Origin of the sequence: Bacillus sp. REN16 (assembly GCF_020731355.1) — a bacterium.
GTDB lineage: Bacteria > Bacillota > Bacilli > Bacillales > Bacillaceae_L > Ferdinandcohnia.
In genome coordinates, this window is sequence record NZ_JAJFZK010000015.1 from 46,571 (window position 1) to 70,023 (window position 23,453).

General features: G+C 39.5%; 31 protein-coding genes and 1 pseudogene. 25 read left to right on the plus strand and 7 right to left on the minus strand.

All coding sequences use genetic code 11. From position 1 onward, the window contains the following. The 19 genes and pseudogenes from LKW28_RS18435 to LKW28_RS18525 form a co-directional block, all read left to right on the plus strand. Positions 1-188: pseudogene (locus LKW28_RS18435) on the plus strand (RNA-binding protein); the annotation flags it as partial. Further along, entirely contained in the window at positions 166-384 is a 219-nt protein-coding gene (gene infA / locus LKW28_RS18440) for a translation initiation factor IF-1 (protein WP_010285101.1), read from the plus strand. The pseudogene LKW28_RS18435 and the gene infA, both read left to right, overlap by 23 nt. A gap of 32 nt (positions 385-416) precedes the next feature. Next, positions 417-530: a 50S ribosomal protein L36 gene (rpmJ, locus tag LKW28_RS18445; RefSeq protein ID WP_003156543.1), complete on the plus strand. Its 114-nt coding sequence runs from the start codon at positions 417-419 to the stop codon at positions 528-530. Positions 531-553: 23 nt separating this feature from the next. Then, the gene (gene rpsM / locus LKW28_RS18450; protein ID WP_229141911.1) at positions 554-919 is read left to right on the plus strand and encodes a 30S ribosomal protein S13; all 366 of its coding nucleotides are present in this window, start codon (positions 554-556) and stop codon (positions 917-919) included. 19 nt (positions 920-938) lie between these two features. Then, complete coding sequence (gene rpsK, locus LKW28_RS18455) at positions 939-1,328, plus strand: 30S ribosomal protein S11 (protein WP_229141912.1); 390 nt, start codon at positions 939-941, stop codon at positions 1,326-1,328. Positions 1,329-1,614: 286 nt separating this feature from the next. Continuing rightward, a complete protein-coding gene (locus LKW28_RS18460) occupies positions 1,615-2,559 on the plus strand; it encodes a DNA-directed RNA polymerase subunit alpha (protein WP_229141913.1) in 945 nt (314 codons plus the stop codon). A gap of 115 nt (positions 2,560-2,674) precedes the next feature. Continuing rightward, positions 2,675-3,037 carry a 50S ribosomal protein L17 gene (gene rplQ / locus LKW28_RS18465; protein ID WP_229141914.1) on the plus strand — a complete coding sequence of 121 codons (363 nt, stop codon included), beginning with the start codon at positions 2,675-2,677 and terminating at the stop codon, positions 3,035-3,037. A 284-nt stretch (positions 3,038-3,321) separates the two neighbouring features. Continuing rightward, positions 3,322-4,161 (plus strand): energy-coupling factor ABC transporter ATP-binding protein, encoded by an 840-nt coding sequence (locus LKW28_RS18470; protein ID WP_229141915.1) that lies wholly within the window; start codon positions 3,322-3,324, stop codon positions 4,159-4,161. Then, entirely contained in the window at positions 4,137-5,012 is an 876-nt protein-coding gene (locus tag LKW28_RS18475) for an energy-coupling factor ABC transporter ATP-binding protein (protein ID WP_229141916.1), read from the plus strand. Before LKW28_RS18470 ends, LKW28_RS18475 begins: the two co-directional genes overlap by 25 nt. After that, positions 5,009-5,800, plus strand: a complete 792-nt coding sequence (locus LKW28_RS18480) for an energy-coupling factor transporter transmembrane component T family protein (RefSeq protein WP_229141917.1) — start codon at positions 5,009-5,011, stop codon at positions 5,798-5,800. The genes LKW28_RS18475 and LKW28_RS18480 overlap by 4 nt, the downstream gene beginning before the upstream one ends. Before the next feature lie 9 nt (positions 5,801-5,809). Then, complete coding sequence (truA, locus tag LKW28_RS18485) at positions 5,810-6,562, plus strand: tRNA pseudouridine(38-40) synthase TruA (RefSeq protein ID WP_229141918.1); 753 nt, start codon at positions 5,810-5,812, stop codon at positions 6,560-6,562. 171 nt (positions 6,563-6,733) lie between these two features. Then, complete coding sequence (rplM, locus tag LKW28_RS18490) at positions 6,734-7,171, plus strand: 50S ribosomal protein L13 (RefSeq protein WP_229141919.1); 438 nt, start codon at positions 6,734-6,736, stop codon at positions 7,169-7,171. A gap of 20 nt (positions 7,172-7,191) precedes the next feature. Further along, a complete protein-coding gene (gene rpsI, locus LKW28_RS18495) occupies positions 7,192-7,584 on the plus strand; it encodes a 30S ribosomal protein S9 (protein ID WP_229141920.1) in 393 nt (130 codons plus the stop codon). A gap of 618 nt (positions 7,585-8,202) precedes the next feature. Beyond that, positions 8,203-9,015, plus strand: coding sequence for a squalene/phytoene synthase family protein (locus LKW28_RS18500; protein WP_229141921.1), 813 nt, complete (start codon positions 8,203-8,205; stop codon positions 9,013-9,015). A 265-nt stretch (positions 9,016-9,280) separates the two neighbouring features. Continuing rightward, positions 9,281-10,312 (plus strand): type 2 isopentenyl-diphosphate Delta-isomerase, encoded by a 1,032-nt coding sequence (gene fni / locus LKW28_RS18505; RefSeq protein WP_229141922.1) that lies wholly within the window; start codon positions 9,281-9,283, stop codon positions 10,310-10,312. A gap of 171 nt (positions 10,313-10,483) precedes the next feature. After that, a complete protein-coding gene (locus LKW28_RS18510) occupies positions 10,484-11,269 on the plus strand; it encodes an ABC transporter permease subunit (RefSeq protein ID WP_229141923.1) in 786 nt (261 codons plus the stop codon). Between the two features lie 6 nt (positions 11,270-11,275). Beyond that, positions 11,276-11,986: an ABC transporter ATP-binding protein gene (locus LKW28_RS18515; RefSeq protein WP_229141924.1), complete on the plus strand. Its 711-nt coding sequence runs from the start codon at positions 11,276-11,278 to the stop codon at positions 11,984-11,986. 4 nt (positions 11,987-11,990) lie between these two features. Further along, positions 11,991-13,007 carry an aliphatic sulfonate ABC transporter substrate-binding protein gene (locus tag LKW28_RS18520; RefSeq protein ID WP_229141925.1) on the plus strand — a complete coding sequence of 339 codons (1,017 nt, stop codon included), beginning with the start codon at positions 11,991-11,993 and terminating at the stop codon, positions 13,005-13,007. A gap of 11 nt (positions 13,008-13,018) precedes the next feature. Beyond that, a complete protein-coding gene (locus LKW28_RS18525) occupies positions 13,019-13,534 on the plus strand; it encodes a thioredoxin domain-containing protein (RefSeq protein ID WP_229141926.1) in 516 nt (171 codons plus the stop codon). A gap of 95 nt (positions 13,535-13,629) precedes the next feature. Here LKW28_RS18525 and LKW28_RS18530 read toward each other — a convergent pair whose 3' ends face one another. From LKW28_RS18530 to LKW28_RS18550, 5 genes are all read right to left on the minus strand, one after another. Continuing rightward, positions 13,630-14,271, minus strand: a complete 642-nt coding sequence (locus LKW28_RS18530) for a response regulator (RefSeq protein ID WP_229141927.1) — start codon at positions 14,269-14,271, stop codon at positions 13,630-13,632. A 12-nt stretch (positions 14,272-14,283) separates the two neighbouring features. Beyond that, positions 14,284-15,402 carry a GAF domain-containing sensor histidine kinase gene (locus LKW28_RS18535; RefSeq protein ID WP_229141928.1) on the minus strand — a complete coding sequence of 373 codons (1,119 nt, stop codon included), beginning with the start codon at positions 15,400-15,402 and terminating at the stop codon, positions 14,284-14,286. Between the two features lie 78 nt (positions 15,403-15,480). After that, positions 15,481-15,813 carry a VOC family protein gene (locus LKW28_RS18540; RefSeq protein ID WP_229141929.1) on the minus strand — a complete coding sequence of 111 codons (333 nt, stop codon included), beginning with the start codon at positions 15,811-15,813 and terminating at the stop codon, positions 15,481-15,483. A 15-nt stretch (positions 15,814-15,828) separates the two neighbouring features. Beyond that, positions 15,829-16,857, minus strand: a complete 1,029-nt coding sequence (locus tag LKW28_RS18545; protein ID WP_229141930.1) for an S-adenosylmethionine:tRNA ribosyltransferase-isomerase — start codon at positions 16,855-16,857, stop codon at positions 15,829-15,831. A gap of 3 nt (positions 16,858-16,860) precedes the next feature. After that, positions 16,861-17,580: an SDR family NAD(P)-dependent oxidoreductase gene (locus tag LKW28_RS18550; RefSeq protein WP_229141931.1), complete on the minus strand. Its 720-nt coding sequence runs from the start codon at positions 17,578-17,580 to the stop codon at positions 16,861-16,863. A 232-nt stretch (positions 17,581-17,812) separates the two neighbouring features. Between LKW28_RS18550 and LKW28_RS18555 the strand changes: the two genes are divergently transcribed. The 4 genes from LKW28_RS18555 to LKW28_RS18570 all read left to right on the plus strand — a co-directional run bounded on the left by LKW28_RS18555 (position 17,813) and on the right by LKW28_RS18570 (position 20,618). Continuing rightward, a complete protein-coding gene (locus LKW28_RS18555) occupies positions 17,813-18,040 on the plus strand; it encodes a hypothetical protein (protein WP_229141932.1) in 228 nt (75 codons plus the stop codon). 139 nt (positions 18,041-18,179) lie between these two features. Continuing rightward, positions 18,180-18,623 carry a YbaK family protein gene (locus LKW28_RS18560; protein WP_229141933.1) on the plus strand — a complete coding sequence of 148 codons (444 nt, stop codon included), beginning with the start codon at positions 18,180-18,182 and terminating at the stop codon, positions 18,621-18,623. A gap of 71 nt (positions 18,624-18,694) precedes the next feature. Further along, positions 18,695-19,408, plus strand: a complete 714-nt coding sequence (gene cwlD / locus LKW28_RS18565; RefSeq protein WP_229141934.1) for an N-acetylmuramoyl-L-alanine amidase CwlD — start codon at positions 18,695-18,697, stop codon at positions 19,406-19,408. A gap of 160 nt (positions 19,409-19,568) precedes the next feature. Continuing rightward, positions 19,569-20,618 (plus strand): Mrp/NBP35 family ATP-binding protein, encoded by a 1,050-nt coding sequence (locus tag LKW28_RS18570; RefSeq protein ID WP_229141940.1) that lies wholly within the window; start codon positions 19,569-19,571, stop codon positions 20,616-20,618. A gap of 47 nt (positions 20,619-20,665) precedes the next feature. On the opposite strand, the gene gerD is transcribed toward LKW28_RS18570, so the two are convergent. Then, the gene (gerD, locus tag LKW28_RS18575; RefSeq protein ID WP_229141935.1) at positions 20,666-21,262 is read right to left on the minus strand and encodes a spore germination lipoprotein GerD; all 597 of its coding nucleotides are present in this window, start codon (positions 21,260-21,262) and stop codon (positions 20,666-20,668) included. A 148-nt stretch (positions 21,263-21,410) separates the two neighbouring features. On the opposite strand from gerD, the gene LKW28_RS18580 reads away from it, so the two are divergent. Then, positions 21,411-22,007, plus strand: coding sequence for a KinB-signaling pathway activation protein (locus tag LKW28_RS18580; RefSeq protein WP_229141936.1), 597 nt, complete (start codon positions 21,411-21,413; stop codon positions 22,005-22,007). 30 nt (positions 22,008-22,037) lie between these two features. On the opposite strand, the gene pdaB is transcribed toward LKW28_RS18580, so the two are convergent. Next, positions 22,038-22,802, minus strand: coding sequence for a polysaccharide deacetylase family sporulation protein PdaB (pdaB, locus tag LKW28_RS18585; RefSeq protein WP_229141937.1), 765 nt, complete (start codon positions 22,800-22,802; stop codon positions 22,038-22,040). Between the two features lie 145 nt (positions 22,803-22,947). On the opposite strand from pdaB, the gene LKW28_RS18590 reads away from it, so the two are divergent. Then, entirely contained in the window at positions 22,948-23,178 is a 231-nt protein-coding gene (locus LKW28_RS18590; RefSeq protein WP_229141938.1) for a hypothetical protein, read from the plus strand. The last annotated feature ends 275 nt before the right edge of the window (positions 23,179-23,453 follow it).

Sequence of the window (23,453 nt, forward strand, 5' to 3'; positions counted from 1 at the left end):
AACCCTATTCATGAGAATAACATTCATCTAATTTTTGATTACGTATCTCCGGAAGTTCAGAGCAGTATTAAAGAAACTGGTCGATGACAAACGTAGAGTAATGTTTGTGCGTATCGAAGTTTGTCAATGAGCAAGTTACTGATTTGAAGAAGGGAGAACATTCCAATGGCGAAAGACGATGTAATTGAAGTTGAAGGTACTGTTGCTGAGACATTACCTAATGCAATGTTTAAAGTTGAATTAGAGAATGGTCATACTGTTTTGGCCCATGTTTCTGGTAAAATTCGCATGCACTTTATTCGTATTTTACCCGGAGACAAGGTTACGGTTGAATTATCACCTTATGACTTGACTCGCGGTAGGATTACGTACCGTTTTAAATAAATGCGCTCCGAACTATCAAGGAGGTTTGAAAAATGAAAGTGAGACCATCAGTAAAACCTATCTGCGAAAAGTGTAAGGTTATTCGTAGAAAAGGTAAAGTAATGGTAATTTGTGAAAACCCAAAACATAAACAAAAACAAGGCTAATAAATAAGGAGGTGTACGTCTAAATGGCTCGTATTGCTGGTGTTGATATTCCACGTGAAAAACGTGTAGTTATATCTTTAACATATATTTTTGGAATCGGACGTCCAACTGCACAGAAAATCCTAGCAGAAGCTGGTGTTTCTGAAGATACACGTGTTCGTGATCTTACAGAAGACGAATTAAACAAGATTCGTGACATCATTGACCGTTATAAAGTAGAAGGTGACCTTCGTCGTGAGGTTTCACTTAACATCAAACGTTTAATCGAAATCGGTTCTTACCGTGGTCTGCGTCATCGTCGCGGATTACCTGTAAGAGGTCAAAATACTAAAAATAACGCTCGTACACGTAAAGGACCTCGTCGTACTGTAGCAAACAAGAAGAAATAGTAAGGGAGGTAATGGATAAATGGCACGTAAAACGAATACTCGTAAACGTCGTGTTAAAAAGAATATTGAATCTGGTGTTGCACACATCCGTTCAACATTCAACAATACGATCGTAACAATTACAGACGCACACGGAAATGCAATTTCATGGTCAAGTGCGGGTGCCCTTGGTTTCAAAGGTTCACGTAAATCTACTCCATTCGCTGCACAAATGGCTGCTGAAACTGCTGCTAAAGTTTCAATGGAGCATGGTATGAGAACTCTTGAAGTAACTGTAAAAGGCCCTGGCGCAGGACGTGAAGCTGCAATCCGTGCTCTTCAAGCTGCTGGTCTTGAAGTTACAGCTATTAAAGATGTTACTCCAGTACCACATAACGGTTGTCGCCCACCAAAACGTCGTCGCGTATAATTTATTTATACATTTGACAGGACGTATTTGATCTTTTCTGTATAAGATTTATGATCCATGGCTATAATGGATTAATGGGTTTTGGTAAACTTTTTTACTCTTATAAGTGTAACAACGGCGTGAGTGAGGCTGATTCACGAATCGCTTTTGTTTGTTTATAAGTTCTTTACAGAATGAATCGAGTTGTTGTTGTGCACAGATAGGGAACTTAACTATTGGGAATTTCGGTTAGACGCTTTGATCATAGTCTAGCCGAGGTTTCGACGTTTTGAAGGAGGGTTTATAAATGATCGAAATTGAAAAACCAAAAATCGAAACGGTTGAAATCAACGAAGATGCCAAATACGGTAAATTCGTCGTCGAGCCACTTGAGCGTGGATATGGAACTACTTTGGGTAACTCCTTACGTCGTATCCTATTATCTTCTCTTCCTGGTGCCGCTGTAACGTCTATCCAAATAGATGGGGTACTGCATGAATTCTCAACAATCGAAGGCGTCGTCGAAGATGTAACATCTATTATCTTAAATGTGAAGAAATTAGCACTCAAAATCTACTCTGATGAAGAAAAGACTCTTGAGATTGATGTTCAAGGTGAAGGTCCGGTAAAAGCTTCCGATATCACTCATGACAGTGATGTTGAAATCTTAAACCCAGATCTGCACATTGCAACTCTTGCTAAGGACGCACATTTTCGTGTGAGATTTACTGCGAAGCGTGGACGAGGATATACTCCAGCCGATGCAAATAAGCGTGAAGATCGACCAATCGGTGTAATCCCGATTGACTCAATCTATACTCCAGTTTCACGTGTTAACTACCAAGTTGAAAAAACACGTGTTGGACAGGTCGCGAACTTTGACAAACTGACTTTTGATGTTTGGACAGACGGCAGTACTGGTCCAAAAGAAGCGATTGCACTGGGTGCGAAAATCCTTACAGAACATTTAAATATTTTTGTAGGATTAACGGATGAAGCTCAAAATGCAGAAATTATGGTTGAAAAAGAAGAGGATCAAAAAGAGAAAGTCCTCGAAATGACAATTGAAGAGTTAGATCTCTCAGTTCGTTCATATAACTGCTTAAAGAGAGCAGGAATCAATACGGTTCAAGAGCTTGCTCACAAAACTGAAGAAGATATGATGAAGGTACGAAACCTTGGTCGTAAATCTTTAGAAGAAGTGAAGGCTAAACTAGAAGAGCTTGGTCTAGGCTTACGTAAAGATGACTGACTCGATTTGAATTATGCGAATTAGAGGCGTCTTTCTCACACGTTCAGTCATACTTGTTACAAGAGCCTAGTTATCTTTGTCTTTCATAATAATTCAACAAAGGAGGGAATACCTCATGTCATACCAAAAATTAGGACGTACAAGCGCGCAACGTAAGGCGTTATTACGTGACCTTACTACTGACTTAATTATCAACGAGCGCATCGAAACAACTGAAGCTCGTGCGAAGGAATTAAAATCAGTTGTAGAAAAAATGATTACATTAGGTAAGCGTGGTGACCTTCACGCTCGTCGTCAAGCTGCATCTTACATCCGTAACGAGGTAGCGAACGTTGAGTCTGGTCAAGATGCGCTTCAAAAGTTATTCAGTGACATCGCAACTCGTTATGAAGAGCGCCAAGGTGGATACACTCGTATCATGAAGCTTGGACCTCGTCGTGGTGACGGTGCTCCAATGGTTATCATTGAATTAGTCTAATTTTTTTCTTTAAGGGCGGGACAGTTTTCTAAACTGGTCTAAGCCCTTTTTATTTTACGTTCATTATTTTTCGAAAAAGATAGAATTATCTACGAATAGTATTTTACTCTCCTAATGAATGCACACAATATATGAAAACTTCTCCTGAAATATTGGAGTAACGCGTTCTTATTCCCTTGACAGATACGGAAGAAACGAATAATTTTGAAGATAGTAAGTTGAGATGCGAAAAGTTTTATTTCTATGGAAATAATGTCGATTGTCGATAGATGGGTGGGATGAGGATGAGTGACAACCTTTTAGTTGTTGATCAGATTAGCTATAAATATGCAGATAACACGAGGTTCGCATTGGAAAATCTATCATTCTCTGTTCAAAAAGGAGAATGGCTTGCGATTGTTGGTCATAATGGCTCTGGGAAATCTACATTAGCTCGAATCCTAAATGGTCTATTGTTGCCCCAAACCGGGAGTGTAACCATTGAAGGGGTACAGCTAAATGAAGAGTCGATTTGGGATATTCGAAAGAAAATCGGAATGGTGTTTCAGAATCCGGATAACCAATTTGTTGGAACAACAGTAAAGGATGATATTGCTTTCGGGATGGAAAACAACGGAATTCCCCGCGATACGATGATGTCCCGAATAGAAAGAGTAATTGATATGGTCAAGATGCGTGAATTTCTAGAACATGAGCCACATCAACTCTCAGGCGGTCAAAAGCAAAGGGTTGCGATTGCGGGCGTTCTGGCTGTTCAGCCTGATCTCATCATCTTAGATGAAGCAACATCCATGTTGGATCCGATTGGCCGTACAGAGGTATTAGAAACGATAAGGGAAATCAAAAATGAGAGTCAAATCACAGTTATGTCAATTACCCATGATTTAGAGGAAGCAGCTAGAGCTGATCGATTGATTGTAATGAATCAAGGACAATTATTTGCAGAGGGGAAACCCGAGGACATTTTTGCATTGGATGATAAGCTAGTCGAAATCGGACTAGACTTGCCGTTTTCTGTAAAGGTATCTAAAAAACTGCGAGCGATCGGGGTTCCTCTTTCTAAGAATCATATTACAGAAGAAGGTTTGGTGAATGAGTTATGGACATTACAATCGAAAAACTAGAGCATCGCTACCAGATTCGTTCACCTTTTGAAAGACTAGCTCTATATGATGTTAATGCGAATATTAAGTCAGGTTCATACACGGCTGTCATTGGTCATACAGGTTCAGGGAAGTCGACGATTCTGCAGCATTTAAATGGCCTCTTACAGCCAACTTCTGGTTCGATTGCAATAGGTGAGCGTACGATCACTTCGAAGCAAAAAGAAAAAAATCTTAAGCCTCTTCGAAAGAATGTCGGGGTCGTCTTTCAATTTCCTGAACACCAGTTGTTTGAGGAAACAGTAGAGAAGGATATTTGTTTTGGTCCACTAAATTTTGGTGTTCCATTAGATGAAGCAAAAGAAAGAGCAAAGCGGACAATCAAAATGGTCGGTCTTTCAGAAGAATATTTAACGAAATCTCCTTTTGATCTAAGTGGCGGTCAAATGAGACGGGTTGCGATTGCTGGAATTCTGGCTATGAACCCACAAGTATTAGTTTTGGACGAGCCTACTGCGGGACTAGATCCACGAGGTCGATTTGAAATCATGGAAATGTTTTATAAGCTTCATAAAGAACGGGGACTTACAACAGTTCTTGTAACCCATAGCATGGAAGATGCTTCCCGATATGCTGATCAAATTCTTGTGATGGAAAAAGGGACAATTAAATTTCAAGGCAGTCCAGTTGAGATTTTCTCAAACCCTGAGCAAGTTCTGCATTTAGGGTTGGATGTTCCGGAAGCAGTAAGACTTAAAGGGTTGCTTGAAGAAAAATTAGGCATAGAAATCCCAAGTTCGGCTAGTCTGTCTGTCGATGAGATAGTCTCTTATGTTGGGGCAGCGCTAAAAGGTGAGGGGGCTCGTCAATGAACATTATTATAGGTCGCTATATACCGGGTAACTCCCCCCTGCATCGAATGGATCCAAGGGCTAAGCTATTACTTATTTTCTTTTATGTGTTTATTGTCTTTATCGCGAATTCGGTTCTTACCTATGCTTTATTGGGAATTTATACTTTAACGATTGTTTTATTAACAAAGGTTCCTATACGCTATATTCTTTCTGGATTAAAACCGATTTTATGGGTTATTCTTTTCACCTTCATCCTTCATATCTTTCTAACGAAAGAAGGTGACCTACTTGTTGATTTAGGTTGGCTTAAAATTTATGAGGGTGGCGTAACACAGGGGATTTTTATCTCATTACGGCTATTATATTTAATTATTATGACGACAATATTAACATTAACTAGTACACCAATCGAGATTACTGATGGCATGGAAAGTTTATTAGCCCCATTTAAAAAAATCGGTCTGCCTACCCATGAACTTGCGCTAATGATGTCGATTTCGCTTCGTTTTATTCCGACATTAATGCAGGAGACAGAGAAGATTATGAAGGCCCAGGCTGCAAGAGGTGTCGAATTTACGAGTGGACCAATAAAGGATCGCATGAAGGCGATTGTACCATTATTAATTCCGTTGTTTATCAGTTCATTTAAACGAGCGGAGGAACTTGCAATTGCTATGGAAGCAAGAGGCTATCGGGGTGGAGAAGGACGGACTAAGATGCGCTTATTACAGTGGAGAGGTCTCGATACACTTATGCTTGTGCTGCTACTTGTAACAGCAGCAATACTATTTTTATTACGTGGATAGAGGGTTAAAATGAATCGGTACAAATGCATCATTTCGTATGATGGAACCCGGTTTTCAGGGTACCAGGTCCAACCGAATAAACGAACCGTTCAATCGGAATTTGAACAGGCTTTACAGAAAATGCATAAAGGCGAACAGATGAAAATTGTCGCATCAGGCCGTACCGATGCAACAGTGCACGCCCTGGGGCAGGTTATTCATTTTGATTCACCTTTATCGATTCCTGGTGAAGGATGGATAAAAGCCTTGAATTCGGTGCTTCCCGATGACATCCGAGTGCGTTCGGCGGAAATGGCGGCGCCAGACTTCCATGCACGGTTTGATGTGAAGGCAAAGGAATACCGGTATCGTTTATTGATCAGTAAGGAACCGGACGTTTTTAAGCGTCATTACACGTATCATTATCCATATCCACTTAATCTTCAGGCAATGAAAGAGGCTGCTGATCTATTAGTGGGCACACATGATTTTACGAGTTTTTGTGCTTCAAAGACGGAAGTGCAGGATAAGGTTCGTACCATCTACCAGATAAAAATTGAAAAACTTGACGATGAACTCATTTTTTCGTTTGTCGGTAATGGTTTTTTGTATAATATGGTAAGAATTCTAGTAGGGACTTTACTTGAGGTTGGAAGCAGCAAAAAAGACGTAAGGATAATTGATTCTATTCTGACTGGGAAAGACCGATCTCTTGCAGGAAAGACTGCCCCAGGCCAGGGATTATGCCTATGGCAGGTGTTTTATGAAGAATGGAAGGAATAGGAAAAGAAAAATTCTCATAACAACTAATCCTGGTGTAACATTTTCTTGACATTGCTTCTTAAAAGTTATATTATATCTTAGGTATGATATTTAAACCCCACGTTAAAGCCCCGGAACTTTAATCGTGATTAAATACAATATGAAACGTTATTGAAATTAGGAGGGAAACTCATGCGTACAACATTTATGGCTAATGCTAATAATATAGAGCGCAAATGGTATGTTGTAGATGCTGAAGGTAAAACTTTAGGTCGTTTATCAACTGAAGTTGCAACATTACTTCGTGGAAAACACAAACCAACTTTTACACCACATGTTGACACTGGTGATAATGTGATCATTATTAATGCTGAAAAAATCGAATTAACAGGTAACAAATTACACGATAAGATTTACTACCGTCACAGCCAATTCCCTGGCGGATTAAAATCAAGAACTGCATTAGAAATGCGCACAAACTATCCAACAAAAATGCTTGAACTTGCAATTAAAGGAATGCTTCCAAAAGGTTCTCTTGGTCGTCAAATGTTCAAGAAATTGCATGTTTACGCTGGAAGCGAACATCCACATCAAGCACAACAACCTGAAGTATTCGAACTTCGCGGTTAATTATTAAGGAGGGTATTAATTTGGCACAGGTACAATATTATGGCACTGGTCGTCGTAAAAGCTCTGTTGCACGTGTACGTTTAGTTCCTGGCGACGGACGCATTGTAATCAACGGTCGTGACATTGCAGAGTATATTCCATTTGAAGCTTTAAGAGAAGTTGTTAAACAACCTCTAAATGCTACTGAAACTTTAGGAAACTATGACGTTCTTGTTAACGTTAATGGTGGAGGATACACTGGTCAAGCTGGCGCAATCCGTCACGGTATCGCTCGTGCGTTACTACAAGCAGACCCTGAATTCCGTCCATCTTTAAAATCAGCTGGTCTATTAACACGTGACCCACGTATGAAAGAACGTAAAAAATACGGACTTAAAGGCGCTCGTCGTGCACCTCAGTTCTCAAAACGTTAATATTTACGTTTCAAAGGCTCTCAATCAATTGGTTGGGGGTTTTTTGTATTTGAAAAATTCTTTGACCACAGATGTTGACCGGGGAAACAGTAAAAGTAAAATTAACGGAGATTTTCCGTTTAAATACAGAATGGAACCTATTTTATGGAGATTAAGGAGAGCTTTTCGTACCAAGTAAGTAAAAATCCACTATTCATGAATTTCTTGAGTTAATAGTCGGACTATCTCCGTTTAATTAAGCTTTTTTCAGTGACTTTTCCTTTTTAAGGGAAATTTCTCCGACAATTTTTCTAGGGTAAAAAAGGTTGGGTTATATTTGCACCTTCTTAGAATTATGGGCTGTCACTCGGACAGTACGGGATAGCCCTTCGATAGACTATAAGTCCTAATCAAGCTGGCATAGCAACATTCCCAATGTGTTCAATGATCTTTTTAAATACTCTCTTTATTTACCAGTCTTTTTTTAAAATCGAAGTTTGTATAGAATTCAAACTAATTATAAAATAGTAGTGATAACTAAAAAAAGTAATTAATGTTAATCCGTTTCTTTTATAGGATTTATGTATCAAATTAAGGTACGATGGGTATAGACAGATTTATTTTTGGAGGTAAAGAAGAATGAGTGGGTTTCCTAAGGATGCAATTCGTATTTTAAAAGAGACGAGTCGTACATTTTATATTCCGATTACGTTTTTGCAGAAGGAGTTAAAGCATTCGGTTGCATCTGCTTATTTGGTATTTCGGGCAATTGATGAAATTGAAGATCATGAAAACGTGGACAATGATGTAAAACACACGATCTTAATGCAAGTGGCTGATTTATTCAACCAACCATTTGATAGCGAAGAATATGTAAAAATACTGGGACCAACAAAGGATCAAATGCCTGAAGTGACACTTCGGCTAGGAGATTGGCTACGTGCTTGTCCAAAGGATGCCCAGCCAATCGTTATGAGATCTGCTTATGAAATGGCATCTGGTATGGCGAAATGGTCAAAAGCAAATTGGAATATCCGTACACGTGAAGATTTGGATGACTATACATATTACGTTGCAGGACTTGTTGGAGTCATGCTTTCGGACCTGTGGGAGCTGTATGGCGGGGAAAAAACGGATCGGGAACTTGCCATTGGTTATGGACGCGGGCTGCAGGCCGTTAATATTTTGCGCAATGAGAAGGAAGACTTGGATGAACGTGGTGTAAGCTTTGTACCTGATGGCTGGAATCGTGAGGAGCTATTTAAATATGCAGAAGAAAATCTCGCGAAGGCAGATGAGTATATGACACATCTCAAAAAGAGAAGCATTATCTTATTCTGTCGTCTGCCGCTTGCCCTAGCTCATAAAACGTTAAAAGCATTGAAAGAGGGAAGAGAAAAAATTACTCGTGCTGAAGTAGAACAAACGGTGGAAGAAGTGCAAACGAATTGATTCTTGTTTATACAGGGATTGGTGATGCAGAATCTATCGTCCTTTTAGAATTTTAACTTTAATCATGCAGCAATTTCCTACTTCTATATGTGGGGATGAATGCAAATAGAGTATACAATTCAGTCGGGGTTCAAACTTCGCCTGAATAAAGTTAAGCCTCCGGCGGATGCCACAGATTTTCAAAGGTAATTTTTCGAGCAAGCACGAAAAAATCTGGGCACAAATACGCCAAGGCGCATTTGATTAATAAGGGCAGGTGTTGGTGATGACCAACTCAATCGAGCAAAGAAAATCTCAACATATTCAAATTACATTGAACGAAAAGGTTACGGGAGATTCAATTTCAACAGGATTGGAGTCGTTTGCTTTCATCCACAATGCGCTCCCTGAAATTGATTTTGACGAAATTACGATTGAAACTACATTCCTTGGCTTTGCGACCAAAACCCCGTTTCTTATAAGCTCCATGACAGGAGGGACAGACCTAGCAGAGACAATTAATCGAAATTTAGCTGTGGCAGCTGAAGAGAGGGGCTGGGCACTTGCGCTGGGGTCGACCCGTGCGCTGCTTGATAGTGACACAAATCCCTCCTCTTTCTTAATGAGGAAGTATGCACCGAGTGTCCCAATCATTGCGAACTTGGGCGCTGTTCAGTTCAATTACGGATATGGTGTGGAGGAATGCAGAAGAATTATCGGGATGACAGAGGCGGATATGCTCGTTCTCCATTTGAACAGCATCCAGGAAGTGATTCAGGATAATGGCGATACAAATTTTAAAGGGTTACTAAAGAAGATTGAACAAATTTGTCACACGCTAGAGGTTCCGGTCGGAGTTAAGGAAGTTGGATGGGGAATCGATGGTCATACTGCCCAAAAATTAGTTGATGCCGGGGTTGCGTTTATTGATGTTGCTGGAGCGGGTGGCACATCTTGGAGCCAGGTAGAAAAGTTCCGTTCTAATGACCCAATCCGACGGGCAGCTGCTGAAGCATTCAGCGAATGGGGCGTTCCAACAGCAGAATCGATCAAGATGGTTCGTGAAAGTGTTGGAGACCATCCGCTCATTGCCAGTGGGGGAATTCTAACGGGGCTGGATGGAGCCAAGTCCATTGCATTTGGGGCCGACCTAGTCGGATTCGGACGATCTATCCTGAAAGAAGCAACCCAAAGTGCGGAAGATGTTCTAGAAGTCATGGAAATCCGTGAAATGGAACTTCGGATGTCGATGTTTGGAATCGGGGCGTCGACGATTCAAGAATTGAAGAACACCACGCGATTGAAGGAAGTAAGATAGAATTTTTAGTCGAGACTCTCAACTATTTGGTTGAGGTCTTTTTTTATGATCAATTTAATATATTCCTTCATTTTTAAATTTTTGAAATCATCAAATCTTTATTGTTTACAAAACGGATAGGAATAATTATAATTTATATCATTATATTAGAAACGACAAGTAGGTGAGAAAGTGAAAAGAAACAGCAAATGGTATGACAACCAATTCATCCCTTGGGTATTACCAATCGTCCTTGTCGTTATCTGGCAGGTATTTGGCCAATACAAAATTATTGCCTCATCGATATTACCGACCCCACTGGAGGTTATACAAGCAGCGATTCGTTTATTTAAAAGTGGTGAATTGCAGGAACATGTTTTAATTAGTACACAACGTGCGCTACTAGGATTTTTAATTGGTGGTATTGTTGGTTTTGTTTTTGGTCTTTTAAATGGAACAATTCTATTTTTCGAAAAAACTGTTGACACCACCATCCAAATGGTCCGAACAATTCCCCATTTGGCGTTAATTCCGCTTGTCATTTTGTGGTTTGGCATCGACGAAAGTGCAAAAATATTTCTAGTCGCACTTGGGGTGATGTTCCCGATTTACATAAATACATTCAATGGCATTAAAAATGTCGATCATAAGTTAATTGAGATGGGTTCTGTATATGGCTTATCGAGATGGAAGTTGTTTATGAATATCATCTTACCAGGAGCCTTGCCTTCCATTTTAGTTGGAATCCGTTATGCACTTGGAGTTACGTGGATATCTTTAATTGTTGCTGAAACAATTGGGGCAAATTCAGGGATTGGCTTTTTGGCAACGACGGCCCGTGAATTTATGCAAATGGATATCGTGGTCTTAACGATTGTACTATATGCTATTTTGGGTAAATTATCCGACGTGATTGCGAAGGTTTTTGAAAATCGCTTATTAAAATGGAATCCATCCTATAACAGAAAAAATAATTGATAGTAGATGGGGGTGGTAACAGTGTTCAATATTGAACTAAAGAATGTAGCTAAAAGCTATGGGGAAAATGAAGTCTTACATGATATTAATCTTTCAATTGAACAAGGAAGCTTCACCGCCATCGTGGGACGAAGTGGTTGTGGCAAAAGTACGTTGTTGCGAATTATAGCGAAGTTAGAGGAAGCATCAAGAGGAGAATTGGCGTTCTCAGGGGAGGAAGCAAAGGAACCGAAGATTCGTGTCATGTTTCAAGATGATCGGCTGATTCCGTGGAAAAGCGTTCTACATAATATTAACCTCGGTGCAGTCAATAAAGAGGTAGCAAAAGAATCGCTTGAAAAGGTTGGGTTGATTGAGAAGAAAAGTGATTGGCCTGACCAATTATCAGGTGGGCAAAAACAACGTATTGCTCTTGCGCGTGCATTGGCAAGTAATCCTGATATTCTGCTGTTTGATGAGCCACTTGGTGCGCTTGATGCACTAACAAGGATTGAAATGCAAAATTTAATTGAAGGACTTTGGGAGCAGCAGAAATTCACATCACTTCTAGTGACTCACGATGTAACGGAGGCTGTGCGTTTAGCGGATCGAGTCATTGTCATTGATAAGGGGGTCATTCAATTAGATCAAGAAATAGACTTGCCGAGACCTCGCGTTCGTGATGAGAAATTTACGCATTATGAGAAAAAAATATTAGACCAAATCTTAGGGGGATAAAACGATGAAAAAATCAATCTTATTTATAGCCACACTAGTATTATTGTTTGTGTTGGCCGCATGTGGAAGTGGCTCAAGCGATGATGCTTCATCAACTGACGCAAGTTCAAATAAAGGCGATAGTGCAGAAAAAGAAACCGTTCGAATTGGTTATCAAAGAGGAAATACATTAAATATTTTAAAAGAGCATGGAAACTTAGATGAAGCATTAAGCAAAGAAGGTTATACCATCGAGTGGAAGGTATTCCCGACTGGAACAGTCTTACTAGAAGCATTAAATACAAATAATATCGATTTTGGCCACGCGTCTGACGGTAACGCTGTATTCATGCAAGCAGGCGGACACCCATTACATTATATTGCATCTGAAGCCCCGTATCCAAAAGGGGTTGCACTAGTCGTCAAGGCAGATTCAGATATTAAAACAGTAGAAGACTTAAAGGGGAAAACAATTGGCGTTACAAAAGGTGGTAATCAACACTACCTATTATTAGTTGCCTTAGAGAAAGCTGGTATTTCTTTAGATGAAGTGGAAATTCGATTTTATAAAGACGCAGCTGAAGGGTTATCCGCATTTACAACCGATCAGTTTGATGTGTATGGCACATGGGATCCATATTTAGCGATCGTTGAGAATAAAGTAGAAACTCGTACCATTGTAGATGGTTCTGATTTAACTGAGAACCGTACATTTTATTTTGCATCAGAAGAGTTTTTAGCTGAAAAACAAGACGTAATCAAAATTATTTTAGAGGAATTACAAAATTCGAACCAATGGGCAAATGAAAATAAACAAGAAGTATCTGAGATTTTGTCAGCTGAATTAGGTTTAGAAATTGAGCCAATCCAACAAGCGAATGATCGCCGTACCTTTGGTGTTGAAAAAATAGAAGAAGTCATTATTTCGAGTCAGCAACAATTAGCGGATACGTTCTTTGAAGCGGGTCTGCTAGAAACTGAAGTGAGTGTTGAAGAAGCTACAAACGTAGATGAGGCAATGATTCCAGATAACATTAAATAGGAGGGCTCCACATGACAAAGGTAGTAGAAAATGCATTTTTGAGTTATGGCAATCCAGATGCTCCTGTAAAAGTTGAAGTATTTTTGAATCTAGCATGTCCTTATTGTGCCACATTTTTTGAAGCGGCGGATGAAGTTCTTGCTCCATATATTGAAAATAATCAAGTTCAATATGTGATTAAACATTATGATAAGCCACGTGAAATGCTGTTATATGGTACTTTAGCGAATTTGTTTTTTGACTACAAAGAACCAGAACGTATTTATGAGTTAATGAAAGACTTATTTAAGAAACAAAGTGAATGGAGCGAGTCAGATAGTGACTCGATCAAAAAAATGTTAACGGAACAGTATGGATTAAAAGAAGAACCAGATACCATTGACATTAGTTTACAAATTACGTCTGAAGCAATTAAACGAAAAGTTAAAATGGTACCAACTGTTTTTATTAACGATAAGGAATTCCAATTCCCAGTTGAGCTTGATGCGCTAGGCTTGCGGGATGAAGTTGAAAACGCGCTAGCTTAAGGCTAAGAAGTACAGCTCAAAGACTCTCAACCAATAAGTTGGGAGTCTTTTTTAGTAAGTTAAAAGCGGATGTAGTATCCAACCCACATCCGCTTTTAGTCTGCTAATTTATTTTTTACTGCATAAAGAGCAGCTTGAGTTCGGTCACTCAATTCGAGTTTACCCAGTAGGTTCGATACATGCGTTTTGACTGTTTTTTCGGTGATAAATAGGGAGCTCGCGATTTCCTTATTACTTTTTCCTTTGGCAATTTCCTTTAATACATCTAACTCTCGATTGGTTAGTTCCTCGATTGCACTTTTCTCCTGGTTTTTATGATTGGATAAGTTGGCCAGCAGATGTGAAGTTGCTGTTGGATGAAGCTGGTTTTCGCCGCCCATTATTTTTTTTATCGATTTGACAAGGTCATCGGGCTCAATGTCCTTTAACTGATAACCGGAAGCACCTGCTTCTAGGGCGGGGATGACATGATCCTGATCAGAAAAGCTGGTAAGCATCATTATTTTTATTTCAGGTAGTTCCTTTTTGATGATCTTTGTTGCCTCGACGCCATCCATTTCTGGCATCACAAGATCCATTAAGATGAGATCAGGCTTTAAGGACTTTGCTAATTCAATCGCTTCGATTCCGTTTGCTGCTTCACCGACAATTTGTAGACCTTTTTGTGTTCGAAGAAAAAAGACAAGACCACGTCTAACGACATGATGGTCATCTACCACTACTATTTTTATACTCACTGTAAAATCCCCCTAAAACGGAATATGAATCTCTATTTCTGTCCCAGTTCCTGGTTTACTTTTTAAAAGAAAGGTCCCGTTCAAGCTTTCCGTCCGTGTTTTCATGTTTCGTAATCCCAATGATAGAATTTCAAGTTTTTCGTCATAGTGGAAGCCGCAGCCCATATCCTTGATGATCATTTTCACTTCAGCATCAGAAGCCTGAAAGTGTAAAATGACTTCTGTGGTCTGGGAGTGCTTTTTACAATTTGCCAAAGCTTCTTGTCCAATGCGCCACAGGGCTTCCTCGACCTTTCCGGGAATCGTTGCTGCGCCTGTCACTTTTGCCTTGATTGAAAGACCAAGCATTTCGGCAAAGCTCCGTAAAGCACTGACTAATCCATTTTCCAGACCAGCGGGGCGCAGTTGCCAGATTAAGCCTCTCATTTCCCCTAGCGCCTCTTGAGCCATATCTTGTATATAGGTGAATGTCTGTTTGACATCGGTACTGTCCGTCATTTCCACGCCGGCCCTAGCAGTAAGACTAAGGGAAAATAGGAGTTGATTAACCGAGTCATGAAGATCCCGTGCCAAACGATTTCGTTCTGCAACAAGTGCTGTCTTTTGTTCGCGTTGAGTCAGTTTGATTCGCTTTAACGCGGTTCCGATTTGATAAGCAACAGCTTCAAGTAAGGCAAGTTCATTTTTTTCAAAATGAGTTTTATGTGGTGCCCCCACATTCAGGATCCCAAATCGTTCCTTTCCTGCACGGAGCGGGACAGTCGCGTGATGGGTCAAGCCACATGTATCTCCTGCATTATCATGAAGAGCATCCTCAATTCGTTTACACTCAATAATATTCGTTGCCTTATTTAGTTGTTGATTATTGTATTTATTTACACACCAGCACTTGCCCTGACACATTCGTCTTTTTTCGTTATTTGCTAATGCAGGGGGAAGTGCTTCGTCAGCTATAAGATGGTGCTTCCCATGCCTATCGATTAAAAATATCCAGCCGGTTTGCAGTCCAGTAACCTGGAGCAGCTTATTTAAAACACATGATAAAACGGTATTTGTGTCTGTTCCTTCGTTTAACAGTTCAGCAATTTCTTTTAAAATGCTAATTTCCTCATATCGATCTTGGGCAGACATCATATTCCCTCCAGCGGTCTTTTCTGCTTTCATTATATCCTATTTATAATTTTCAGACTTTAAAAATTTGGATGGAATTCAATCAGTCTGCAAAAATTCAAGAATTTCTTTAGTAGGTCCTTCGTAGAAGGCTGTCTTCCATCCATTATCGAGATGATAGGGGCCTTCGATTTTTCGCAGGCCCGTAAGCATAGTCATTGTACAATCAAGATTATTTACTTCAAAACAGATATGGGCATTTAACGTATGACCGGCTATCAACTCTAATCTAAAATCACCAAGAGTCAAAAATACAATGTCCTCTTCCATAAACCTAAATCGTTGTTCCTCCAGAAAACCTAACTGATTTTTATAAAAATCAACAGATTCATCAAGATTCCTTACTTCGAGACCATAATGATGAAGTTTCATAGCCAAACCTCCAAATTAGATAATGAGATTCATGTCCCCGAATTCATGCCATAAATAGTTAGATTCGATAGCCTGGTCATATGCCCTTAGTAGCAGCTTTTCAGGAATAAAAGCAGAAAGCATATCTAAATGGCTTGCTTTTGGTTCGTGTAACCCCGTAATGATCCCATCGGCTATTTTCAAAGAAAACTGGTGATTGATGTATAAATTGGTTATCCCAGAAAGATTGTTTAATTTCGCTGCACTCTCTAGTGCTCGAACTACGGTCGTTCCAACCGCAATAACCCTTTTTCCAGCTGCTTTTGTCTCGAGTATTCGTTGCATCGTTTTTTCAGAAATATGGTATTCTTCCTCGTTCTCCTCTGGTGACTGATGCCACCGATCATCGAGCAAATAGCTTAGGCCTGTATGGAGTTGAATAAAATCGACCCCGATTCCGCTTCTCATTAAGGTAAATAGAAGCTCCCAGCTGAAAGCTCTTCCTGCTGAAGGCATTTCCACTGAACCGGGATGGCTCGCAAAAACCGTTTGGTAATAGTCCAATTCCCATGGTTGATCAATATATTCATATCGAACCGGCTCACCAATTTTATAAATGATATTTAAAAGATCGGAGCCCGTTTTAGTAAACTCCAAAATGTTTAATGGTGAATTCTTTTTTACACCAACGACAGTTGCCGATAGTTCAGGCGAAAAAATGAAATGATCACCCTTTTTTACAAGATTTTCAACAATGAGTGCTTCCCATATATCGTCACCACGACGTCGGGCCAGTCGGATTTCGGTCTTTGTTCTTAATTGGACCTTGTTTCTGAACCATTCCGCTTGTAAAACAGCGGGAATGGTCCGGCTATTATTTAAAATGATAAGATCTCCTGGCTGGAGATACTGTGGTAAATGGAAGAAGCAGTCGTGTTTGGTTTTACCGGTAGCCCGATCAAGCACCATCATTCGAACGTGATCCCTTCTTATACCACGTTTCTCAGGCGGGCGGGAAGCATTCAGTTGATCTGGAAGATAAAAATCTATGGCTTTGGCTACCATTCTTTACACCTCCTCATGAGATTGAGCTGAAAATCGTTTGCCATTAATCTCTTTGGCTCCATCAGAGGCTAAGTATAAAAAGATATCGATTACATCCTCCGGTTTTGCTAATGGGTAATCACAATCTGGAACTGCCAATTGGTGCATCTCTGTATCCATTTCTCCGGGGTCAACCATATTGACACGAACACCGGTCTCGCTTAATTCATCCGCCCATGTTTCGGTGAGTCCTTCAACTGCAAACTTTGATACCCCATATGCTCCCCAGCCTGCATAACCAATGTGACCTGCTTCGGAAGTTACATTGATAATCGAACCTTGGTTGCGTTGAAGCATTCCAACAACTACTCTCCTTGTTACCAAAAATGGAGATAGCGCATTTATCCTTAGCACCTCCATAAAGTCTTCTTCGGGGTAATCGATTAATAACGGCATTGGGCTGGGGCCTAATGCGGATGCGTTATTAATCAAAACATCAATTTTGCCAAATGCCTCCTCGGTTAGTGCAACAAACCGTTCTACATCTCTTGATTTAGAAACATCTGCGGTTACGGCAAGCACCGATGCCCCCAAGCTTTCAGCTTTTTGTTTTATTTTTAATAGGTTTTTTTCCGTCCTTGCACAGATTGCCAATGTCGCTCCTTCTTTGGCAAATGCTAATGTCAATGCTCTCCCTAACCCTTTAGATGCACCAGTTACCATCACAACTTTATTCTTCATCATCGTGATCTCTCCTTTAAGTTCTTGATGATTTAAGCATACTGGCAAGGAGAGACTTCATCTTCGTCAAAAAGCTTGAACTTCACCTACAACTTTTGGATGAGAAAAATAATGTGGAAAACTAGGAAAGCTATCACATTCGGACAACCTTCCGCCGAAATTCAAGTTATTTCGAGCAATTTACCTACATATGATGAATGTAAGAATGGTAACAAACTTGAAGGGGTGAGTGAAAATGAATCGAATCCAAAAATCAATGCTTGGGGCGTTTATCGGTGCTTCGTCAGCAGGAATGTGGCTGGTCGTGGATCTTTTGCTTCCGGAACCAATCGGGGACTATTTATTATTCGCTATTATGGGTGTCGTTCACATGGTCATTGGCTGGCAGATAGCCAGGTTGCTTGGAAAGAAAAAGGAAAGTCCATCACCTGAAGTCGAAAGGCTGAAGACATCAGATATATAGAGAAAGGCTCTCAATCAGGGGATTGAGGGCCTTTTTACATGTATGCATAGTTTATTTTGGCAATGGAGGTAGTTTGTGTTTAGCGCATGTTTACGCTGGCACGGTAGGAAACTATTTGTTAAAGGGGGTTTCTAAATTTATGAATGTCATTACAACCTTCAAGGAAAAGCGGAAAGAGAAGCAAATTAAATATGAACGGAAAATGCTGCGTGAGCTCTCAATAGAAGAACTTAAAAAGATGGTTACGAATACCTTTGGCAGCTTTTTTAGAGTCGGTTCCATACTCGGAGGAGCAATTGAAGAGGGCTGCATCGATGTTGCAATAGAATCATATCTATTAGGTGCTAAGTATAGCAAATTTGGTTACTACGGAGAATCTGTTGAAGAAGTGAGAATGCGCTGTTACAGATTTGAAAAGAATTTGATTGATGCACTCTATGAGTTCATTTGCTACTGGGGCCATATTGGCGACCAAGGCTTTGTGAACGAGTCTCTTTACTACTCATGCGAACACTATGTTACCTATTGGTGGACGGAAGGATTCCAGAAAGGGGAAAAAAGGCACCGGCTAAAATTGCATTAGAATTTTTAATCATATATACTCTCCTTGTCCCATATAGTTATTGTAGGGAAGGGACATGCAGGAGGTAAATGATGAATAAGAAACTAAAAATTGCCGGTCTCCTTTTAGGAGCTGTTATATTATTTATATTTATACAATTTCGATTTATGGATAAAGATGTTTGGGATCCATGGAGTTTACCTCTCTCAGGCAAGTACATTATTATTGACCCTGGTCACGGTGGTCCAGACGGGGGAGCCCAAAGTGGTGACGTACAGGAAAAGGACATCGCCCTTGAAATATCCAAGAAACTTCGTGATTACCTGCAACAGCAAGGCGCACTTGTAGAAATGCTGCGGGAAGAGGATAAAGATTTAGCGCAGGACGGAACGAAAGGCCTTAGCCGACGAAAAACAGAGGATTTGAAAAAACGAGTTCAAATCATTAATGAATCAAAAGCGGATTTATTTATAAGTATTCATCTAAATGCTATCCCATCACCAAGGTGGAGAGGGGCACAAACCTTTTACTACAGTACCTTCAAGGAAAATGAAGAAGTAGCTAAATTTATTCAAGATGAGCTTCGAAACAATCTCGGAAATACAACACGAAAAGCAAAAGCGATCAATAATGTGTATTTAGTAAAAAGTGCAAAGAAACCCGGTGCACTTGTGGAAGTTGGGTTCCTTTCAAACCCAGAGGAAAAGGCCCTATTGATGCAAGCTAAATACCAAGAAAAAATCGCAGCCTCCATCTATACCGGAATCAACCGATATTTCTCAAACGAAACAAACCCACCTGACTGATAGGTGGGTGTTTTCATGGTGCGGCGAAGCAAAAAATGCGGAATAGCCTTTTACACATTGCCAAATCAAATAATTGTGATGCTCCTCACACTGTAATTTTGGACAGGTATGGTATAATGGGGTAAGAGTGAAACCGAATACAGAATTAGGTGGTGTCTTTATGTTAACTGAGCAACAAGTCAGAGAAGTATTACATCAATTGCAAGATCCATTCTTACATAGAACATTCGAGGAAACAAATGCAATCCAAGAAATAAAAATAAAAGAAGAGAAGAAGCATGTCAGTGTAAAAATCGCCCTATCTAAAACAGGTACAGGTGAACAGCTTCAGCTTCAAACTTCAATTGTAAATGCATTAAAACAAGCGGGAGCAGAATCTGTTGGTCTTCGTTTTACAGATCTAGCACCGGAAGAATTAGCAAAATTTAAGACTGAACCAACAGGGGGATCAGCCCCGCTATTATCTCCTGTAAATCAAACGACCTTTATTGCAGTCGCGAGTGGTAAGGGAGGGGTTGGTAAATCAACCGTTTCTGTAAACTTAGCTGTATCACTAGCAAGACTAGGGAAAAAGGTTGGAATCATTGATGCAGATATATATGGATTCAGTGTTCCAGACATGATGGGAATCACAAAACGTCCAGTCGTTCGCGGCGAAAAAATTATCCCAGTAGAGAGAAAAGGGGTAAAAGTAATTTCAATGGGCTTCTTTGTAGAAGACAATTCACCAGTAATCTGGCGTGGTCCTATGCTAGGAAAAATGTTGAATAACTTCTTTAATGAGGTTGAGTGGGGCGATCTAGATTACTTGGTTCTCGATTTACCACCAGGCACAGGGGATGTGGCACTGGATGTTCACACGATGCTCCCTTCATGTAAGGAAATTATCGTAACAACTCCACATCCAACAGCTGCTTTTGTAGCAGCAAGAGCGGGTGCAATGGCCCTTCGCACAGAGCACGAAATCCTTGGTGTTATTGAAAATATGTCATATTTTGAAAGCAAGGTAACAGGTGAAAAAGAATATGTATTTGGTAAAGGTGGCGGAGAGAAGCTTGCAGATGAGCTTCAAACATCTTTACTAGGTAAAATTCCATTGGGACAGCCTGATTGGAATGACGATGACTTCGCGCCATCTGTCTATGAGGAAGACCACCCAACTGGGAAAATCTATAATGAAATTGCGAAACGAGTAATTGATGCAATTTAAATCAAAAGCCCTCCCTGAATCCTTGGGAGGGCTTTTCATCTTTTGGCCTAGCTATTACCGCTTCCTTGGCCTTCATCCTTTTTCGCTTTTTCCTGTTTTTGCATTTCTTCTGCAGCTTTAATGAGGATATCTTCAATCTTCGCTTTATACAACGGGCTCTCAAGTGTTTCACTTATGACCGTTTGAAGATGCTTTCTAAATTCCTGACTTTTAAGCACGTCTAAGAATTGCTCTTCCATTTCAGGGTTTTTTAAGATATCCATCACCATTTTTTGATAATCCGGATCCTTCATTAATTCTTTAATGAGCTTTTCGTGCTCCGTTTTCATACTTTTTGCATATTCTTCTACGAATTTCGTATCCTCGAACGTCTTTTTCCAAAATTCAACTCCGTTATCAGAGGTAAGGGTTTCCTGGATGGCATCTTTTACAACAACTTGGTCCATGACGAGGTGCTGTTTAAACTTTTCATCACGCATGAGTTCCTCAACTGCTTTTTTACCATCATCGGTCTTCAATATATCGACAACCATCTTTTTGGTTTCTTCATAATCCATTCGGTTTTGTTCAACATTCGCCGGGGCACACCCCATAATAGCCAATAGAAAACTAAAAATGAGGAGGAGCGACATCCTTTTTTTCATTCGTAAAGCTCCTTTCAAAAGGGATCCTTACTTGTTAATATGCTTTTTTTGTTAAAAAATATTCACGCATTACATGGTGAGAAACTGGCATTTCTCCCCCCCATTTTGGTACAATCAAAATTGAATATAAAGAGTGGGGGATTTTGTCGTGAAAAGTCGAAATTGGGTAAGGTTGTTTCTATCTACCTTACTAGTGGGTGCGATTAGCACAATTTTTTTTGGGTTTGCCATTAAATGGAGTGAATATAAAGAATTATTTTTAGCCGCTGATTTCGTTGAAATACTGATTGTAGTAGTTTGGTTTATTGGTGCTGGATTTATTTTTAGTATTATTAGCCAAATGGGCTTCTTTGCCTATCTGACCGTACACCGTTTTGGACTCGGATTATTTAAGGGTGCTTGGGGTCCAGCGCAAATTGTATTAATTGCTTTCGTATTCTTTGATTTGATATATTTTCGTTTTAAAGTGTTTGCAACAGATGGCCAAACGATCTCATCTTTTATATGGATACCGGTTTTAATTTTAGTATTTTCACTGATCATTGCATTCTTTAAGAGCAAGCAAACAAATAGCAAGGCATTTATTCCGGCCGTCTTCTTTATGTTTGTTGTGTCTGTAATAGAGTGGATGCCAGCGATTAGAGTTAACGACACAAGCTGGCTGTACTTAATGATTTATCCACTTTTAATTTGCAACGCTTATCAATTATTAATACTGCCAAAAATAACAAACCAAAAAAGCTGAGCCATTGGATCAGCTTTTTTTAGTAAAGATTTATTCCACAACCTCACTCTTTACATCAGCGTTATTAAGCATATCACTGACTGTTACAAAGGAAAGACCTTTCCCTTTAATTCCTTTTAATACTCCAGGAAGTGCTTCAGCCGTTTGCTTGGCAGAATCTGAAGCGTGGAACAGTATGATATCTCCGCTTTTTACCTTATCCAAAACATTGCTCGTAATTTTATCCACTCCTGGATTATTCCAATCATTTGAATCAATACTCCAATGGATAAGAGTATATCCAAGAGTGTCTAATACCTTTACAACTCTTGAATCAAAATTACCGTCAGGTGTTCGAACGAATGAAACAGGCTTTATCCCCATTTTCTTAAAAGCATCCTGTGCCTTATAGATATCCTTTTTAATCTGTGCATCCTCTAGGTCCTGATAGTTTTTATAATCATACCCCTTAATGCCGATTTGGTGACCATCCTTCACAATCCGTTCTACAATTTGCGGGTGACGCTCAGCCCAAGAAGCAGAAAGGAAAAACGTTGCATTTTTGATTCCTTGATTTTTTAAGGTATCAATAATCGGCATTGCCTTTGTATCACCCCAGCTAATATTAAAGGTAAGTGCAACTGTCTTTTCGCTCTTTTCTCCTGTATAGATCACACGTGGTCCGTTTTCTGTTGAAAAAACAGGAGCTATATTGCCTTTTTCTATATAAAAAATACTGGCAGTAAATAAGGATGCGAAAAGAATAATTAAAGTTTGTTTAATCCTTTTGCTACTCAGGATGTAGAAAAAATTCATTTTTATCCTCCTTGTCCAAAGCATCTTCTGTAAAAATAATATGCTTGTCACGCAATTTGTATGTGTAAAACTCTTACAAAAAATCAATTCATAAAATAAGTAAATATGGAAATAACTAGGATTACAATAAACTTGGGGTGAAATTATGATTGGATTATTAGTGAATCAGAAGGAAGTTAAAGAATTAGAATACCTTCTAAAAAGAGAGATGGACGAAATCCTATTTGATGTGGGAGATGCAAGGATTGACCATATTGTAAAAAGAGCAATGGAAGAAAGATATCAGATATTATTTCGCTTATTCAAAAGAATTGCTGAGCCATCCGAATGCAGCAGGTATATTCGTTCAAAGAAGGTAAATAGTAATAAGGGATAAATGAAGAGGGAGGATTGTATGATGTCGATATGGTCCTCTTTTTATAATTTAAATAAATGATTGACACGTTTTTCAGATGATGATATATTAATAAACGTCGTCGAAAGGCGAACACAGATTTCAAAAAATGTTTTAAAAAAGTGTTGACTTCAAATTGTCAGCATGCTATATTAATAAAGTCGCTTCTGAGCGGCGATTCAAAAAAGCCCTTTGAAAACTGAACACAATACAAGCGTCAACGTTTTAATTCTAAGTAACAAAACTATTGAGCAATC